Annotated in this window: 14 protein-coding genes; 5 read left to right on the top strand and 9 right to left on the bottom strand. The window is 36.7% G+C overall.

Going from position 1 to position 17,063, the window contains the following annotated elements; genetic code table 11:
• Positions 1–11: 11 nt before the first annotated feature.
• Positions 12–1,142 (bottom strand): M20 family metallopeptidase, encoded by a 1,131-nt coding sequence (locus tag PR834_RS04035; protein WP_004262318.1) that lies wholly within the window; start codon positions 1,140–1,142, stop codon positions 12–14.
• A gap of 1,228 nt (positions 1,143–2,370) precedes the next feature.
• Here PR834_RS04035 and PR834_RS04040 point away from each other — a divergent pair.
• From PR834_RS04040 to PR834_RS04050, 3 genes are all read left to right on the top strand, one after another.
• Positions 2,371–3,516 (top strand): trans-sulfuration enzyme family protein, encoded by a 1,146-nt coding sequence (locus PR834_RS04040; protein ID WP_272536457.1) that lies wholly within the window; start codon positions 2,371–2,373, stop codon positions 3,514–3,516.
• A gap of 40 nt (positions 3,517–3,556) precedes the next feature.
• Positions 3,557–4,981, top strand: a complete 1,425-nt coding sequence (locus PR834_RS04045) for a Na+/H+ antiporter NhaC family protein (protein ID WP_272536458.1) — start codon at positions 3,557–3,559, stop codon at positions 4,979–4,981.
• 210 nt (positions 4,982–5,191) lie between these two features.
• A complete protein-coding gene (locus PR834_RS04050) occupies positions 5,192–6,334 on the top strand; it encodes a trans-sulfuration enzyme family protein (protein ID WP_262960552.1) in 1,143 nt (380 codons plus the stop codon).
• A gap of 144 nt (positions 6,335–6,478) precedes the next feature.
• On the opposite strand, the gene dmsD is transcribed toward PR834_RS04050, so the two are convergent.
• The 6 genes from dmsD to PR834_RS04080 form a co-directional block, all read right to left on the bottom strand.
• Positions 6,479–7,096, bottom strand: coding sequence for a Tat proofreading chaperone DmsD (gene dmsD, locus PR834_RS04055; protein ID WP_164455248.1), 618 nt, complete (start codon positions 7,094–7,096; stop codon positions 6,479–6,481).
• A 123-nt stretch (positions 7,097–7,219) separates the two neighbouring features.
• Positions 7,220–8,077, bottom strand: coding sequence for a DmsC/YnfH family molybdoenzyme membrane anchor subunit (locus PR834_RS04060; protein WP_112307327.1), 858 nt, complete (start codon positions 8,075–8,077; stop codon positions 7,220–7,222).
• 1 nt (position 8,078) lies between these two features.
• Positions 8,079–8,696 carry a DMSO/selenate family reductase complex B subunit gene (locus tag PR834_RS04065; protein WP_096863216.1) on the bottom strand — a complete coding sequence of 206 codons (618 nt, stop codon included), beginning with the start codon at positions 8,694–8,696 and terminating at the stop codon, positions 8,079–8,081.
• 10 nt (positions 8,697–8,706) lie between these two features.
• Positions 8,707–11,133, bottom strand: a complete 2,427-nt coding sequence (gene ynfF, locus PR834_RS04070; RefSeq protein WP_262960553.1) for a selenate/tellurate reductase subunit YnfF — start codon at positions 11,131–11,133, stop codon at positions 8,707–8,709.
• 476 nt (positions 11,134–11,609) lie between these two features.
• Positions 11,610–12,356 (bottom strand): energy transducer TonB, encoded by a 747-nt coding sequence (locus PR834_RS04075; protein WP_096863214.1) that lies wholly within the window; start codon positions 12,354–12,356, stop codon positions 11,610–11,612.
• Between the two features lie 400 nt (positions 12,357–12,756).
• Positions 12,757–13,227: a multidrug/biocide efflux PACE transporter gene (locus PR834_RS04080; protein WP_094961326.1), complete on the bottom strand. Its 471-nt coding sequence runs from the start codon at positions 13,225–13,227 to the stop codon at positions 12,757–12,759.
• Between the two features lie 109 nt (positions 13,228–13,336).
• Between PR834_RS04080 and PR834_RS04085 the strand changes: the two genes are divergently transcribed.
• Positions 13,337–14,191 carry a LysR family transcriptional regulator gene (locus tag PR834_RS04085; RefSeq protein WP_004262273.1) on the top strand — a complete coding sequence of 285 codons (855 nt, stop codon included), beginning with the start codon at positions 13,337–13,339 and terminating at the stop codon, positions 14,189–14,191.
• A gap of 185 nt (positions 14,192–14,376) precedes the next feature.
• Complete coding sequence (locus PR834_RS04090) at positions 14,377–14,856, top strand: DUF4822 domain-containing protein (RefSeq protein WP_004262272.1); 480 nt, start codon at positions 14,377–14,379, stop codon at positions 14,854–14,856.
• A gap of 68 nt (positions 14,857–14,924) precedes the next feature.
• Here PR834_RS04090 and yegD read toward each other — a convergent pair whose 3' ends face one another.
• Both yegD and PR834_RS04100 read right to left on the bottom strand, forming a co-directional pair.
• Positions 14,925–16,277, bottom strand: a complete 1,353-nt coding sequence (yegD, locus tag PR834_RS04095; protein ID WP_262960554.1) for a molecular chaperone — start codon at positions 16,275–16,277, stop codon at positions 14,925–14,927.
• A 322-nt stretch (positions 16,278–16,599) separates the two neighbouring features.
• Complete coding sequence (locus PR834_RS04100) at positions 16,600–16,998, bottom strand: hypothetical protein (RefSeq protein ID WP_004262270.1); 399 nt, start codon at positions 16,996–16,998, stop codon at positions 16,600–16,602.
• Positions 16,999–17,063: the final 65 nt, after the last annotated feature.

The following is a 17,063-nucleotide window of genomic DNA, read 5'->3' on the forward strand; positions in this document are numbered from 1 at the left end:
TGGATTATTATTTATTGTGTAATGCGTTGTAATACATTGAAAAATAACTGTGCACGCTCTGTGAGTGACGGTATTTCTAAGTATTCTTTATCACTGTGCTGGTATCCACCAATCGGGCCTAACCCATCTACAGTGGCCGTTCCGACACCTGCAGTAAAAGAGGCATCAGAGCCACCACCCGTCGAAACATCAAGTAAATCAATGTTTAGTTGCGCAGCTTCTTCTTTAATGATGTTGATAAGAACGGTGCTTTCATCCGTTTTAGCCATAGGTGGGCGATTAATTCCGCCTGTTAAAGTGAGTTTGATGCCGTCTAATACTGGTGTACTACATACTTCCCTGACTTTTTTATCGATCTCAATACCCTGTTCTTCAGACGAAATACGGACATCGATTTCTGCTCTGGCATTCGGAGCTACAGTATTCACAGAGGTTCCACCAGAAATTAGGCCAACGTTAACGGATAGGCCTTTATCATGAGCAGAGAGTGCGTGTAACATTTGGATTTTATATGATAATTCCTGAATTGCACTAATGCCTGCTTCGGGGGCAATACCTGAATGAGAGGCTTTTCCTTCAATATTTAATACATAAGTTCCAACACCGCGGCGAGCGCTCACTATAGCGCCATTGGCACGAGCAGGCTCCATCACAAGTGCGTAGCGCTTTCCTAATGCACATTGTTCGATGACACCGCGAGATGAAATAGAACCAATTTCTTCATCACAATTGAGGAGGATTTCAATATTTTTGTAGCGAATATCTTGATTGTCATAAAGTTGCTTCATGACTTGATATACCATGACATGGCTGCCTTTCATATCAATCACGCCAGGGCCATAAGCTCGATCACCTTCAATGCTAAAAGGACGTTCAGCAACGGTGCCTTTAGGAAACACGGTATCTAAATGCAATAAAATTAATATATCAGCCTTTATTGAAGGGTGATATATTCGATAATTATTGCCGAGTGATTCATTTTCAATGATTTCGACTTCGAACCCCATTTCGCGATATTTTTCACACCAGACAGCAGCGTGGTTATCTACACCTTCTTTGTCATAAGAGCCTGATTCGATATTGACTACTTTTTCAAGTAGCTTAAGCATACTGTCTTCATGCGCTAAAAAGTTATTATTCATGGTTGTTTCCTTATATTGTATTTACTACAAAATTAAGTTGTTTTTATTGGGGTAAATTTAATTTTAGGTGATATCAAAACAGGGTGTATATTAAGTTAAATTTATCTGATTCAGATTTTCACTAAATTAAACGCTGCTTTCATTAAAGGTAAAAAAACAAAAGAAAAAGGCAGTGTTAAAATTTGCTAATAATAATTGCGATTTTTTTTGATTCTCACTGTTTGTATTATGGGAAATAAATACCATAAATTTTTATGCTCTAGTGAGTCGTACCACAGTAAAGGATATAAGAAGTACCAATACTTGATAGTTGAATCATAGGTATTTTTTGACTGTATCATAATAAATAATTTGTATACAAGATGATTATTCACTAAAAATATAAACCCATTTAGAGAGTAATTTTATGGGGATATATAAGATGGAATACATTGCTGATATTGTTCGAGCAAGTTTGAGTTTCTAATGAAAAATTCTGTATTAGGCTAAATTGAGATTCTTTAAGAGAGTGTGATTAGAATAATTTATAAAATATATAGTGGTTATGCGTTTTTCTAATAATTTAAATAACGATAGCAATTCATTTTTCATAGTTTGTAATATTTAACTGTGTTTTTTTTAAGCAAAAAAAGTCAGAGTGATTAAATTAAAAACAACTCAGTCAAATTTAGTCTCTGTGCTTTTCTTATAAATAGCCTTTGAGCATATTATTGCTTGATAGCCACTCTTTGACGTATTAATTGTATTTTTATTCATCGACTTTTTCTGTCTTCTAAGCGATATAGCTCATTGTAAGAAATAAGGTGAAAGAGAATAATTTTCTCTTATATGACTATTATGCAGCATGAGAAGAAGCCAATTAGGCGTAAATACTAAGGTGTATGTTAAATTAACGACAAAATACCTACCAAATAATTACATTACGTGATGAAAAATTTAACTTGCATAGAACATTTATTGTTTTATTTTAGTGGCTTATGTGGTTTTTACTGGGTAATTGATTGTGAAGAATAAACAAAATAATGATATTGTGACGGCTAGCTCATTTATCAAAACTTAACCAACAGCATGAATTTAAAGGCTATTTGTTCTTGAATAGAAAAATTTTCTCTTAATTTGAAAAAAGGCACCAATTTTTAGAAAAAATTTTCTATTTCCCTGTGGCATATTTCTTTTAGCAACAAATATAAAGATATCATTTTTACTTTACTATATTGGGTTTTAGATAATGACTAAGAATATTGCTACAATTTTAATTCATGGTGGAAAGCAGCAAGATACTGTTAATCATGCTATTTTTCCTGCTATTACAACAGCCAGTACTTTCGTTCAACAAAGCTTAACAGAGCATGGTGAATATTGTTATTCACGTTGCAGCAACCCAACACGTTATACATATGAAACCTTATTAGCTGAAATTGAAGGTGGAAGCTATGCAACAGCGACTGCATCCGGTGTGGCTGCTTCAAGTTTAGTTTTAAATTTATTACCAAAAGATTCACATATTATTGCAATGAAGGGTGTTTATGGAGGAACTTTTCGGTTATTTGAACGAGTTTCAACCATTAATAGCGGTCACCAAATAGACTATGTTGATTTGAATAATCTTGATGAAGTTAAAACAAAAATAAAAGATAACACACGCTTAATTTGGATTGAAAGCCCAACTAATCCATTATTAGAATTAGTTGATATTAATGCTATTTGTTCACTTGCCAAAGAGCATAATATTTTAACTTGTGTTGATAATACATTTGCAACAGCTTGGAACCAAAAACCATTAGAATTAGGTGCCGATTTAGTGATGTTATCGGCAAGTAAATATATTGGCGGCCATTCCGATTTAATTGGTGGTGCGGTGATCACCCAAAGAGAAGACTTAGCCAGCCGCCTTGATTTTCTAAAAACCACCCTCGGAGCAATTGCTTCTCCTTTTGACGCCTACCTTGCTTTACGTGGATTAAAAACATTAGCATTACGTATGGCAGCACAATGCAGTAATGCCGCACAAGTTGCGAAATATTTATCAAAACACCCGAAAGTTGAGCAGGTTTATTACCCTGGATTACCTTCGCATCCTCAATATGAATTATGCAAAAAACAAATGCGTACAGGAGGAGCGGTTGTGACGATTAAATTAGCAGGGGATATTGAAGACACCAAAGTCTTTTTATCTAAAGTTAAATATTTTGTTTTAGCGGAATCATTGGGGGGGGTTGAAAGTATGGTGAACCATTCGGCAACCATGTCACATGGGTCGATGACAAAAGAAGAAAGAGAAAGTATCCAAGTATTTGACACCACATTACGTTTATCCGTAGGTATTGAAGATATCACAGACTTATTAAATGATTTAGAAAACGGACTATCTTAATTTATTAAAATCAAAATAAAATATAATAAGAGAGCATCTAATGAATGATTATGGGATTTGGACCATTGTCACGCCAATGGTGACGATACTTTTAGCCATTTTTACACGACAAGTTATATTATCATTATTACTGGGGATATTAGTTGGTTTTACCGTTATATATGATCACAATATATTATTAGGTATAAACGGAACGCTCGATGGCATTATTAATACGTTTGCATCACCGGGAAACACAAAAACAATTCTATTTATGGTAATGATTGGCGGAATTATGCGGCTCGTCGTTGTTACTGGAGGTGTGCGTTCATTGGTTAAATTATTAACAAATAAAACAAAGTTAATTAAAAATAAAAAAGCTGTTCAATTAATGGCGATGATTATTACATCGTTAATTTTTATTGAAAGCTCTATTAACCAATTAATTGCTGGAGCATCAACAAAAACATTAGCGAAGAAATACGGAGTTTCGCCAGAAAAAATGTCCTACATTGTGCAGACTTCCTGTGTATCAGTGTGTTCATCAGCCATGATTAACGGATGGGGAGCGGCAATGATGGGGGTTATTGGCGTACAAATATCTAAAGGTTTAATTACTGGAGAGCCTTTTGAAATTTTAGCTGGCTCTATGGTATTTAATATCATGGCGTGGTTTTCCCTCGCTTCAGTGCTGTTTTATATTTTCTCCAATGTTTCTTGGGGGCCAATGAAAAAGGCGGATTTACGCGCAGAGCAGCAGGCTTTAACTTTATTATCCGCGGAAGAAGCTGAGCAGGATGATGAAGATATTATTGAGCACCCTAATTGCCATACTTCTCTTAATTTCTTTATCCCAATTTTATCAACGGTATTAATGGTACCTGTTGCGCTTTATATCACCGGTAATGGCGATTTTAGTAAAGGTAGCGGTTCAACATCGGTATATTGGGGAGTCATGTTTGGAACTTTAGTCTCTTTTGTGTGGTTCTTAGCACGTCGTGTACTTAATATTGAGACTTTCTTTAAAGAATTATATATCGGCTATGCCAGCATGGTAAAAATTAGCTCGGTGATGATCCTCGCTTTTTTAATGGGAACCGTTTCTTCAGATTTAAATACCGGTGCCTATATAGCAGAAATCACCTCGGGTGTTATTTCGCCAGCTTTCTCAATAGGTTTTATTTTCTTAATTAGTGCGGTGATGTCATTAGCAACAGGAACATCGTGGGGAACATTTGCCATTATGATCCCAATTGGTGTGCAATTAGGACTTTCAGTCGGAATGCCTGCTGAATATATGATTGGTGCAGCCATTGCAGGTTCAATTTACGGAGACATGACATCACCAATTTCCAGTGATGCAATTGTGGCTTCTATGGCAACAGATTGTGACCATATTGAGCATATTCGTACCCAAATGCCTTATGCAACAGTCACGGCCGCGTTTGCGCTGATGGTTTATCTGTATTTAGGTTTCACATATTAATAAAGTGAATAAAATAATAAAGATTAGGCAAAATTAGCTGCAATAAATAAAATAGATTTATTTCAAGGAGTAGCACCACTAGCAAAACTAAATAATCATTCAGAATATTTAGGTCGTGATATTTACACTGATGGTGCTCTTGTTATTTTTGCTTATTCTGAAATCAATATAGCAACAATTAAAATAGACTTCTGATAATGCGATTTTATTATGAAAATTAATACCAAGGTTATTCATGGATATCCCATGACAGATAAATATACCGGAAGTTCTTCTATTCCGTTATATCAATCATCCACATTTTCACAAGCCAATATTGAGGAAAGTTACGACCATATTTATTCGCGTTTTTCCAATCCAACAAGAGATGCATTAAGTGAGGCAATTTGCGCGATTGAAAACGCAAAATTTGCTGAAGTTTTTTCCTCAGGAATGGCAGCAATAAGTGCCGTATTGCTTAATTTTAGTCAGGGCGACCATATTGTTGCCTGCAAAAATATATATGGTGGCTCTTTCCAATTAATGACTGAATTTTTGCCACGCTACGGTATTTCAGTCACATTTGTTGATGCGACTAATCCAATGAATTATCAGCAAGCAATAATGGAAAACACCAAAGCGTTTTATATTGAAACGCCATCTAATCCAACGTTACAAGTGACGGATTTAAAATCTGTTATTGGGATTGCGCAGCAGCATAATATTATTACTATCTGTGACAATACCTTTATGACGCCGTTGTTATCAGATGTTATTTCTCTTGGAATTGATTTTTCTATTAATAGCGCAACTAAATTTATTAATGGCCATAGTGATGTGATCTTGGGGACGGTAGCAACGAATAACCCTGAATATGCGAGGTGGTTACATAAGTCTGCAGTTGCTATTGGCAGTATTGCTGCACCATTTGATAGCTGGCTGACAATGCGAGGTTTAAAATCAATGGCAATGCGGGTTGAACGAGCAAGTGAAAATGCGCAAAAGCTTGCAGAATATCTGAATGAGCATCCAAAAGTACAACACGTTTTTTATCCGGGGTTAGCTTCACACCCAAACCATATGATTCATATGCAACAGTCCAAAAATGGCGGAATGGTGGTTTCCTTTGATTTGGGTAGCTATGACAATGTAAAACAATTTTTAGAAGCAATTCGTATTCCACTCGTTGCGGTCAGCTTAGGGGGAATTGAATCAATTATTTCCTACCCTAAAATGATGTCTCATGCGTGTATCCCTGAAGAGGAAAGATTACTGCAAGGCGTAACGGAAGGATTATTGCGTTTCTCACTGGGCTGTGAAGATATTGATGATTTACTTGCTGACGTCGGTTCTGCTTTATCGCAAATACAGTAATTAGGCGACTATCAACGTATTTTAATTCCTCAGTGGCACTAATCACATGCCAAGAAAGTACCAATAATATATTCAAGCCCTCTAAATAATCAGATTATTTAGAGGGCTTTTACTTCACAAAATAGTTATTTGAACGATATAAAACTAAAGACAAAGCTCTTTATTCGCTGGATTTAATTTAGCGGCTTGTTGGATATGTCTTAAAGTTTCAGTGGCCAATAGTGCGGAGGCTTCATAAAATGCATTCCCGCTTTGCAATTGCATTTTCTCTAAATAGCGATAGACCCAAGGTAGAAAATGTAATTCTAGCAATTCGCGTAGTAGTTCTGGTTTATTTTCAATCACCCAGGCGGTGAGAAGAAATAATAACCCTACATGATCTTCTGGCTCTTTTTGGTTTAATTCAATATTGATTTGGTTATTACGGAGCCATGCTCTTAACTCAAGTGTCGAAATACCAAAAATAACATTTTCTTTATCAAGATAAACAGAACCCCAAGGTGGTGCTGGTAATGCATAAGGGCCTATAAATAAGCGCTGATAGGCTTCTTGTAATGTTTCTGATTCAGAAAGACTATCTTGAAAGAGTTTATCAATACGTTGGCAATCATAATCCTGAGTAAATGGCCATTCAGTTAACCATTCGCTCGTCGTAAATAAATCAATTAACTTATTTACGCGTGCATCAGAAGGGTCATAATAAAATAATGCCCCTAAAGTTTGCGCGCAAAGCGAAAAATCTGCCAATAATTTTTGTTCCATATTTGTCCACATTGCTATGTTGATGATGACTCTTTGGTGTGATCGTAGCGAAACATGAGATTGTTGTCGATGATAAGAAAGTCATTAACCTTCTTATCATCGTAAAAAACAATGAATTAGTCGTTAGCCTGCAACAGCCATACCCACCGTCATATGCAGCCCGTAGAAAATGCCTCTACCAATCAATTCACCAAAAATCACCAATAATACGGCGACTAGTAGCCCAATAATTGAAGGGTTTTTCATTTTAACATGTGGGTAAATCCAGAAAGCTAGTCCCAATGTTAAGCAAACAGTACGCCATCCCATCAGTGAGGCATAATCAGGAACAAGATCCGATGCTTTTTGTACCGAACTTTGGATAGATCCTAATTCAAATCCTTGTGCCGTTACCAAAATACTGCTCGCAATAACCGCAACAATACTGATTAATATAAAAAAGCGGATGTTATTGATATCATAACTTGCTATACGCAATAAAAATGCGGCAAGAACAGGCCCTGCAATAAAACTGGTTAGGATAAATTGCAAACTACCATAGTGATTAAACCAAGTTGGGACGGTATCAATTTGGTAAACGCGAGATATGGCATAAATAAATATTGCCGCACAAATGATAGTGACGATTAACCAAATATTGCCGACAGACTTGGGCATCTTCTTTAATAATGACAATAACCAATATATCCCACCTAAGGCAAAGAATATTGAGCCACTGACTATTTCGTTACTGAGCGCTGAATGCCCAACACGTATCATCGAATTAAAGGCACGCATCGGTGAGCCCATATGTAGCATGGAGAGTAAAAAGCCAACTCCCATTAACACCCATAAACCAAACATGCTCATCACTATTTTATGATGCTGTTCTTGCATGGGTTTCATTAACAATACCAGAGCCATGAGAATAAATGCGCCAGCAACACTTTGACCTATAACGGTGAAGAAGATTAACGGATATTCATGTAAGCCTGCGCCCATTTTAAACTTCCTCCGGATTAGCTAAATAACCTGTGGTGTCGCCCACAGGACGGCAATTTGCATTGAGATTTAATACAATATTGGGTTTGGTATAATGTGCTGCTGGTAGCGGTGCTATTTCATTGATTGTTCCGTATTTCTCACGTAACTCTTCAATGGGCCCAAAATCTAATGCACGTAGCGGGCAAGATTCAACACAAATGGGTTTTTTACCTTCAGCCACACGTTCATAGCAGCCATCACATTTAGTCATATGCCCTTTGACTGCATCAAACTGTGGTGCACTATAAGGGCATGCCATATGGCAATAACGGCAACCAATACAGACACTTTCGTCAACAACGACAAAGCCATCTTCACGTTTATGCATTGCGCCACTTGGGCAAACTTTAACGCAAGCAGGGTCTTCACAATGGTTGCATGAAATAGAGAGGTAATAAGAAAATACATTTTGATGCCATGCGCCATCTTGCTCTGTCCAGTCGCCGCCTGCATATTCATAAATACGACGAAAATGAACATCAGCGGATAAGTTTTTAAAATCTTTACAGGCGAGTTCACACGTTTTGCAGCCCGTACAACGTTGTGTATCAATATAAAAACCATATTGTTGTGACATACCGGGCTCCTTATAGTTTTGCAATTTCAACTAAGTTAGTATGCTGAGGGTTTCCCTTAGCAAGCGGTGAAGGGCGTTGAGTTGTGAGGACATTAATACACCCGCCTTGGTCTACTTTTTTGCCAAACATATCGGCATCTAACCAAGCCCCTTGGCCCATAGCCGTCACCCCAGGCATGATCCGCGGAGTCACTTTAGCTGGAATATGAACTTCACCTCGGTCATTGAAAACTTTGACCATATCACCCTGCTTAATACCACGCGCTTTGGCATCTATTGGGTTAATCCATATTTCTTGGCGGCAGGCTTGTTTTAAGATATCAATGTTGCCATAACTTGAGTGTGTTCTGGCTTTATAATGAAACCCTGTCATTTGTAATGGGTATTTTTTATTAAGGCTATCGGTATGGCTTTCAAAGCCTTCTGTGTAAATTGGTAACGGATTAATCACATCATCTGGTGCTAATTGCCATGTTTTCGCTATCTCAGCTAGGCTTTCAGAGTAAATTTCTATTTTTCCTGAAGGTGTTTTCAGTGGATTAGCTTGAGGGTTATCTCGGAAGGCTTTAAATCCAATGACATGCTCATCTGGGCATTTGTGCTTGAAAATACCCACGGTTTTCATTTCTTCATAAGTTGGCATATCAGGGTAGCGTTCGCGACTTTTTTCACATAAATATTTAACCCATTCGTGCTGGCTGCGGCCTTCGGTGAATTTCTGTTCGACATCAGGGCCTAAGCGTTTAGCAATTTCCGACAAAATTTCATAGATGGGTTTACGCTCAAATTTAGCGCTAGTCGCTGGTTGGCCTAAGATCATGTAAGACATGTTTCCTGCGGACTCGCTAGGAATAAGGTCTTCTTGCTCGGTAGGCATTAAATCAGGTAATAAAATATCGCAATATTTTGCTGATGCCGTCATGAAATGGTCGATACCAACAATCATTTCGCATTTGCTGTCATCTTGCAAAATTTCATGGGTACGGGCGATATCACTGTGCTGATTTATCAATGTGTTACTGGCATAGCACCATAAGAACTTAATGGGAACATCTAATTTATCTTTCCCTTTGATGCCATCGTGAATGGCGGTCATTTCTGTGCCGCGTTCAATCGCATCAGTCCATGTGAAAACGGAAATTTGTGTTTTGACTGGGTTATCGAGCATTGGGAACCATTCAACACCTGAATCATAGGTGCCTTCACGACAGCCTGAATTTCCGCCACTGATACCAACATTACCTGTGATAATGGCTAACATGGCAATTGCTCGAACGGTTTGTTCACCATTTGAATGACGTTGAGGGCCCCAACCTTGAACAATATAAGCGGGTTTCGCTTGGCCTATTTCACGAGCTAACTTAATGATTTTATCTGCTGGAATACCTGTAATTTTAGCGGCCCACTGTGGTGTTTTAGCCACACCATCAGCACCTTGGCCTAAAATATAGGCCTTATAGTGACCGTTTTGAGGAGCAGAAGCCGGTAAGGTTTTTTCGTCATAGCCAATACAGTATTTATCCACAAACTCTTGGTCTACCATATCCTCAGTGATAATCACATAAGCTAATGCAGCTGCAAGTGCGCCATCAGTACCAGGGCGAATAGGTAACCATTCATCTTCTCTACCAGAAGCTGTGTCATTATAACGAGGGTCAATAACTATCATGCGCGCATTCGAACGCTCACGTGCTTGTTCGACATAATAAGTCACACCTCCACCACTCATACGAGTTTCGGCTGGGTTATTACCAAACATCACAACTAGTTTTGTATTTGCGATATCGTCGGGGCTATTGGCTTCTTGAGAACCATACAGATAATTCATACCCGCACGAATTTGCGCAGTACTATAACTGCCATAGCGGCTCAGGAAACCACCACATGAATTCATTAAACGATAGGGAACATTCGAATTGGTGATATTACCGCCATCAACGCCAGTGCCATAGAGAACATGCACCGCTTCATTGCCGTAATTTTGCAAAATATCGCGCAAACTATTACCAACGGTATCTAGGGCCTCTTCCCATGAAATTCGGACAAATTTGCCTTCACCACGTTTACCCACACGTTTCATTGGGTACTTTAATCTATCTGGGTGGTTCATTCTTCTACGGATTGAGCGGCCACGCAGGCAAGCTCTTACTTGATGATTGCCATATTCATCTTCTCCCGTGGTATCAGATTCAACCCAATATACTTCATCGTCACGAACATGGAGACGTAATAGGCAACGGCTACCACAGTTAACGGTACATGAGCTCCAAACGGCTTTTTCTTCAGCGGATGTTGAGTTTTGAGTGTTATCGATTGCTTTTGCATTGAAAGGAAGTGATAAACCGCCTACTGCAGCAAATAAACCGCCTGCAGCGCCAGATTTCACGACATTGCGCCTTGAGATAGGGCTATTTAATAATTTATTTTTTGTATTCATTGATATGAGCCTTTATGACCATATTAAATATAATGTTATTCAAGGGTTATCTTACTCTGACATGTTTAGTTTTTTTTGCGCCATATCAATGAAGTTATATTTGCAAAACTGGTAACTTTTCTATAATAAATAAATTATATTGATAATTAATATCATCTTAATATCATGAATAAAAAGGATTTTTTATTTTCCTTGCTGGCGATTGAAATTTTAGAAATGTTAATGTTTGGTTTTGTAGAGAAAATATTTCTCTAGGTGAGGAGTTTTCGAAAAATAGGGAGAATATTTCTAGCAGTATAGTTGGAAAATAATAATAAATTTCTCTAGAGTCATTAATTGTTCTAAAAAATTAATAAAGATTATCATTATTTTTCGGAATAAAAAGCAAATACGGAATAACTATCTATTAGATGAATATCTAATACCTAATTAAGACGTAGCTTCTTAGTGGGAATAATATTTATTTTCAACTGAGGTTAATTAAATTCAATATTAAGTGTTATAGATTGAGCAAAACCTGCAGGTGGTTTACCTACAGAGCGGCTTTTTTGTACTGCAAGCAAAGCAGCTTGATCTAATAAATCATTTCCTGAGCTACTTGCTAAGCGAATTAAGCTAATTTCCCCGTTTTGGCTTAATTGAAATTGTATTGTTGCAATACCACGGTTTTTCATTTTTTTAGCGCGGCGAGGGTATTGTTTATTTCTCTCAACTTCTTGGCGTAGTTTTTCACGGTAAGCATTAATTAATTGGCTATTAGTATCACTAGTCGCATGTTGGTTTTTGGGGCCTTTTATTCCTGCGGATTGAGACGATACAAGGGCTCCAGCCTTTTGTTGTTGTGCGATTGGCAAATCATTTTTAATTTCTGTATTAGCTGGTTTGTGAGCGTTTTCAGTTCTTTTAGTGAGTTCTTTGGGCTTCACAGGTTCTTTTGGGGTTTTGATCACCTTTTTTTGCTTTTTAGGCGCAACAATGACGGCGTGTTCAACTATTGGGCTGGAAGCAATTTTTACCTCACTAGGTGTGTCTATAGGAAGGGGGAGCTCTTCAGGTTCTGCAACGTTGACAGCTTGAGTCAATGCGATCGATATAATAGGCGCATCCTGTTGTGCTTGGTTTTTTAAGGATAATGATTGAGCCGTAACATAGGTTAAGTACCCAATAACAAGAACATGAAGTGTTATGGATAGCATAAAAGTGATTAATTTTCGACTCATCATAAAACCTCAATATTCTTTCTCGTTGAACCTAAAGAGGGGAGACCAATTCAGGTATTAAGTAGTTATGTTTGAGTTATGACTCATAAGGTAAAATAACGATTCGAATTATATGTTAATAATTATCAATTGCAAATGATAGTTATTATCAACTTTGGTGGGTGCATATTATAATTTGTTAATATTTTGATTTTTAATGAAATATTATTTATAAGTAAAAAGGCTTGGTGAGTAGCCAAGCCTTAATGAGGTTAATTGTGTGATAAATTAGTTAAATATCATTCTCTATTTTATTTTTTGCAAAAAAAAGAGGATTATTTCGGCGTGTTTATAGGGGTTTTAATATACAAAGAACACCGTGAAGATAAGCAACACGGTGTTCGAATATTTATTAATAGTAAAATTAAGAGCGTTTAGCTACCGCTTCAGAGATACTTACTGCGTTCTCTCTATTTGCAAACCAACGGACACGTAAAAGGTCATATCCAAGATTAAACGCATAAGTATAAAATAAGAAAAAGACAAAAAAGCCGATTTCAAGTAAGAATGCATCTAAGAATGACATTTGAAGTAAAAACGCCAGCATTGGGACACCCATGATCACAAAGCTTAATTCAAATCCAACAGCATGAAAAACACGCACTTTGGCTGGGCGAGCCCCCTTGGATAAAGGCCAATAACGGTCAAAAGCCATGTTATAAAATAAGTTTAATAGCATTGCCAGCGTCGATAAGACAATAGCCACTGTTCCCATTTGGAAAATTGAGCGTCCTAAAAGCCACGCACTGACCGGTGCAGTTATCGCAATTGCGATGACCTCAAATGAAACTGCATGAAAAATTCGCTCAGTTAATGTTTTTGTATACTTGCTCATAACTACCTCAAAGATATAGAAAATTAATTTTTAGGTAAAAATCGAGTGCAATTATTTGCTATTTTTTATATATATACAAAATGGCAGCCATCGAAAAAAGCGATACCTTATGAACTATTCTATAGAAACATTGCGTACCTTTGTGGAAGCGGCATCCTTAAAGTCATTCTCTGCTGCGGCACGTAAATTAAATAAAAGCCAATCAACTGTCAGTACGACAATCAGTGGTTTTGAAGACGATTTGGGGTTTGCGTTATTTGATAGGCAGGGGCGTGAATCAACATTGACTTTTGCAGGTAGAAAAGTTTTGAGCTTAGTTGAGGATATTTTATCAGCAGATGAGCGTCTTCAAGCGCTTAGAGTTGAGTTGCTCCCTGATATTGAGCCTAGGTTAAGTTGTGCTTTTTCAGATACCTATCAGCCACCTCATGCTGAGCATATTGTAACAACATTAGATAGGCAATTTCCGCATCTTGAGTTTGAGTTTTTAATTGCAGAAAATAATGCTGTTATCGAAATGATCCAGAACCAACAAGCCCATGTTGGTATGATGGAGTCCCGTACAGAATATCCTGCGGATATTTCTTTTTCTCGTTTACCTATTCAAGGTGAATTAGGTTTATATGTATTAGATAGTCATCCATTAGCTAAAGAGAAAAAAATAACTTATCAACATTTAACGATGACTCGTCAATTACGGCTAAGCAGTAGCAGCCAAATTATTATTAATAGTGAAAAGAACTGGTTTGCACCTAATTATTTATTATTATTAGAAATGGCAGAACAAGGGGCTGGATGGGCAATATTACCAACATGGTTAGTTAAGCAATTTGGACATAACCGTTTAGTGAGTATTAATTATGATTTATGGCCACGTAAAATTGATGTGGATTTAGTTTGGTCTAAGAATAATCCACCCGGAAAAGCGGGGTACTGGTTGATTAATAAATTGCTTGATAGCTAAAATTAAGAGTATTAATTTTAAAATTCATGAATTTTCGATATGTTTTTTATTGTAAAATAGTATTTACTAATTGTAATAAGATATTATCTTGTAAATAAACGTAATATAATTTTCAAAATTGGTTTTATATCGCTAATCTTAACTTAATCAAATTGTTGTTTGAGTTAATTTATTAGAGGATAAAAATGAAAAAATTATTAGTACCTACACTCTTTGCTGTTGTATCTACTATGTCATTTGCTGTTCAAGCAGCTACAACTCCAGCAGCAAGCCAATCACAGAATGCGGAACATAAATTAAATGCTTACGAAGAAATTATGGTAGGCAAAGTATGGACAACGACAGAAGCTTTAGATCAAGATAAAAAAGAAGTTAATGCAGATGATAAACAAGTCGCTAACTTTTTTGGTTTAGCTGAGTATTATCCAGACGGTACATTTAATATGACCACGTTTGATGGAAAACCTAAAATGAAAGGTGACTGGTCATTTGATGAAAATGGCAAAACTCGCTCATTAACAGCGAAAGATGACGAGGGTAAAGTCTTGTTTACTCGTGTTGTTGAAAATGTCACTGTAACCCCAGAAGAATACACATATCGTATTTATCCAGAGCAAGATAATAAAGATAAGTACTTTGATATTGTTCATAAAGTTAAGAAATAATATTTTGTACCAATAGCGCAGTCTAAATATGAATCTTATTTATTCTGCGCTATTAGTGTTTCTGTCGCTTATTTAAAACAAGTCTCAGCCCAACGCGTTAACCCTGCAGTAACGGAACCAAAATCATCCCCACGTACTATCGGAATATTAGGTAATTCTTGGCTAATAGCTTGGTGTAATATTGGGGAGCGAGCACTCCCACCTGTAACGTAAATAGCATCAGGTTTGACCCCGCCTTGGTTGACTGCTTCTTTAACCAATTCAATCATTTTACTTTTTGGTGATTCAATTGATTCCACCATTTGTTCATGGGGAATATTCACTTCTAATTTTTCAGAAATTAATTTAATTTGTGCTAAATAGCTTGAGGCGTCTGATAAAGCAATTTTAGCTTCTTCAGCTTTACGTACTAAGCTATAACCTAATGTTTCATTATAAACTTCTAGTAATCGAGATATTATTTGAGGTTCTTTTGCATCTTGTTTTAAGCGTGTTAACGCTGCCAAGTTTTGTCTTGAATAAAACTCTTTTTGTGCTTCAACATTATTGATAGCAATAGGGTTCCAAAATTGCAGGAATGGCATTTTAATGCCTGATAAAGATTGGCTTTCCATCCCAAAAAGCGGCATCAATTGTTTTAATGCAAGGTAAATATCAAGGTCATTTCCACCCACCCGTTGTCCACTATGAGCAAGTAAGGATTGTGTTCTGTCTTGTGCATTTCTATAAGTGGGCCCCATTTGGATTAATGAACAATCCGTTGTTCCACCACCAATATCAACGACTAGGATAATCTGGTCTTTATTTAATGTTGATTCATATTCAAGCCCTGCGGCTACGGGTTCGAATTGAAAAGTAATATGATTAAATCCTGCGCGTTTTGCCGCGCGATAGAGTATTGATTCTGCTTGTTGGTTCGAGAGTTCCCCTCCACGACCATGAAAGTTAATAGGGCGTCCAATCACAGTATCATCAATAATCTGTTGTAAATTATTTTCTGAGGTATTCTTTATATTTTTCATCATGGCGCAGACAAGGTCTTCAAAAAAACTAATTTGAGTCTCATGTAAGCCAGATGCTCCCAAAAATGATTTAGGGGACTTCACATAATATACATCTCTAGGATCACTTAAATATAAATCTAAAGCGGCTTGCCCAAATACGATGTCTTCAGGCATTAAATCGATCCCTTCATCACGGTTAAATGCGATAGATCTTTTTAAAATTTGCTGCCCGATTTCATTCGAGGGAGCGATTTTACAATGGCGAAATAAATGCTCAGAGACTGATTCTCTTGTCGGTGCGCATAAGGTTGATGGGATATAAACGTTATCGCCTTCTAATGGTAATAATGTGGGGATCCCGTTCTTCATGACCGCAACAGCGCAGTTAGATGTACCGTAATCAAAACCGATAAACATTTCGCCTCCAAGAGTAACTATTTTGAAAAAAGGCTGAGACTTTATATCAAGCAGGGATGAATTACTATTGAAAAATAATTCTATATGAGGGATAGCTCAAAAGGAGATAGTCTGAATTGATCGCATTTTGCCTAGATGCTCTGTTAGTACAGAGTCTCCACGATAAAATGTAATCATCATTAAAAGATTGATTTACGGAATGACAGATATCTAAAGAGAATATAGTTTTTTATGTAATATTTAATTTGAGCCCTTTGATATATTAATGAAATTTTAAAGGGCTCGGAAATATCTTATTTAAACAATTGGGTTTTATATTTACTTAATTATTACAATACTTATTCCAAATAACATTAAAGTCATTATCAGGAAATTCTTTATCATCTCTATCGATTAATGGAATGGAAACAACATTACGGCCATCATTATGAAGATAAGTTTTGACCACAAAACGTTTAAATGAATATGAATTTTGGCTAGTAAAAATAAGTACTTCACCGCATACATAGCCTAGCATACCATGGTCTAAGGTTTCTCTTATCTCATGATATTTAACATTTTTATACTCAGCTGTTTTGGGAAATGCTAAAAAATCTTCAACCGCTTTTTGAGATTTTTCTACAATGTCTAAATCAGGTGTATAGTTACTTACAACGCCTCCTATAAAGGACGCGCCTGCAATTAGGCCAATAACTAAAAATGAAAATATTTTATTTTTCATAGTGTTTATTTCTTATGTTATTATTTTTGAACCTCCCAATGAATGCCATAATATAAAAGTAAATA

It is taken from the genome of Providencia sp. PROV182, from assembly GCF_028480325.1.
GTDB lineage: Bacteria > Pseudomonadota > Gammaproteobacteria > Enterobacterales > Enterobacteriaceae > Providencia > Providencia hangzhouensis.

Bases quoted from the DNA above. Each gene is read 5' to 3' on its own strand.
- PR834_RS04080 (WP_094961326.1), bottom strand. From the start codon at position 13,227: ATGAGCAAGTATACAAAAACATTAACTGAGCGAATTTTTCATGCAGTT.
- PR834_RS04085 (WP_004262273.1), top strand. From the start codon at position 13,337: ATGAACTATTCTATAGAAACATTGCGTACCTTTGTGGAAGCGGCATCC.
- PR834_RS04040 (WP_272536457.1), top strand. From the start codon at position 2,371: ATGACTAAGAATATTGCTACAATTTTAATTCATGGTGGAAAGCAGCAA.
- PR834_RS04045 (WP_272536458.1), top strand. From the start codon at position 3,557: ATGAATGATTATGGGATTTGGACCATTGTCACGCCAATGGTGACGATA.
- PR834_RS04035 (WP_004262318.1), bottom strand. From the start codon at position 1,142: ATGAATAATAACTTTTTAGCGCATGAAGACAGTATGCTTAAGCTACTT.
- PR834_RS04090 (WP_004262272.1), top strand. From the start codon at position 14,377: ATGAAAAAATTATTAGTACCTACACTCTTTGCTGTTGTATCTACTATG.
- PR834_RS04060 (WP_112307327.1), bottom strand. From the start codon at position 8,077: ATGGGCGCAGGCTTACATGAATATCCGTTAATCTTCTTCACCGTTATA.
- PR834_RS04075 (WP_096863214.1), bottom strand. From the start codon at position 12,356: ATGATGAGTCGAAAATTAATCACTTTTATGCTATCCATAACACTTCAT.
- PR834_RS04065 (WP_096863216.1), bottom strand. From the start codon at position 8,696: ATGTCACAACAATATGGTTTTTATATTGATACACAACGTTGTACGGGC.
- ynfF (WP_262960553.1), bottom strand. From the start codon at position 11,133: ATGAATACAAAAAATAAATTATTAAATAGCCCTATCTCAAGGCGCAAT.
- yegD (WP_262960554.1), bottom strand. From the start codon at position 16,277: ATGTTTATCGGTTTTGATTACGGTACATCTAACTGCGCTGTTGCGGTC.
- PR834_RS04050 (WP_262960552.1), top strand. From the start codon at position 5,192: ATGAAAATTAATACCAAGGTTATTCATGGATATCCCATGACAGATAAA.
- dmsD (WP_164455248.1), bottom strand. From the start codon at position 7,096: ATGGAACAAAAATTATTGGCAGATTTTTCGCTTTGCGCGCAAACTTTA.
- PR834_RS04100 (WP_004262270.1), bottom strand. From the start codon at position 16,998: ATGAAAAATAAAATATTTTCATTTTTAGTTATTGGCCTAATTGCAGGC.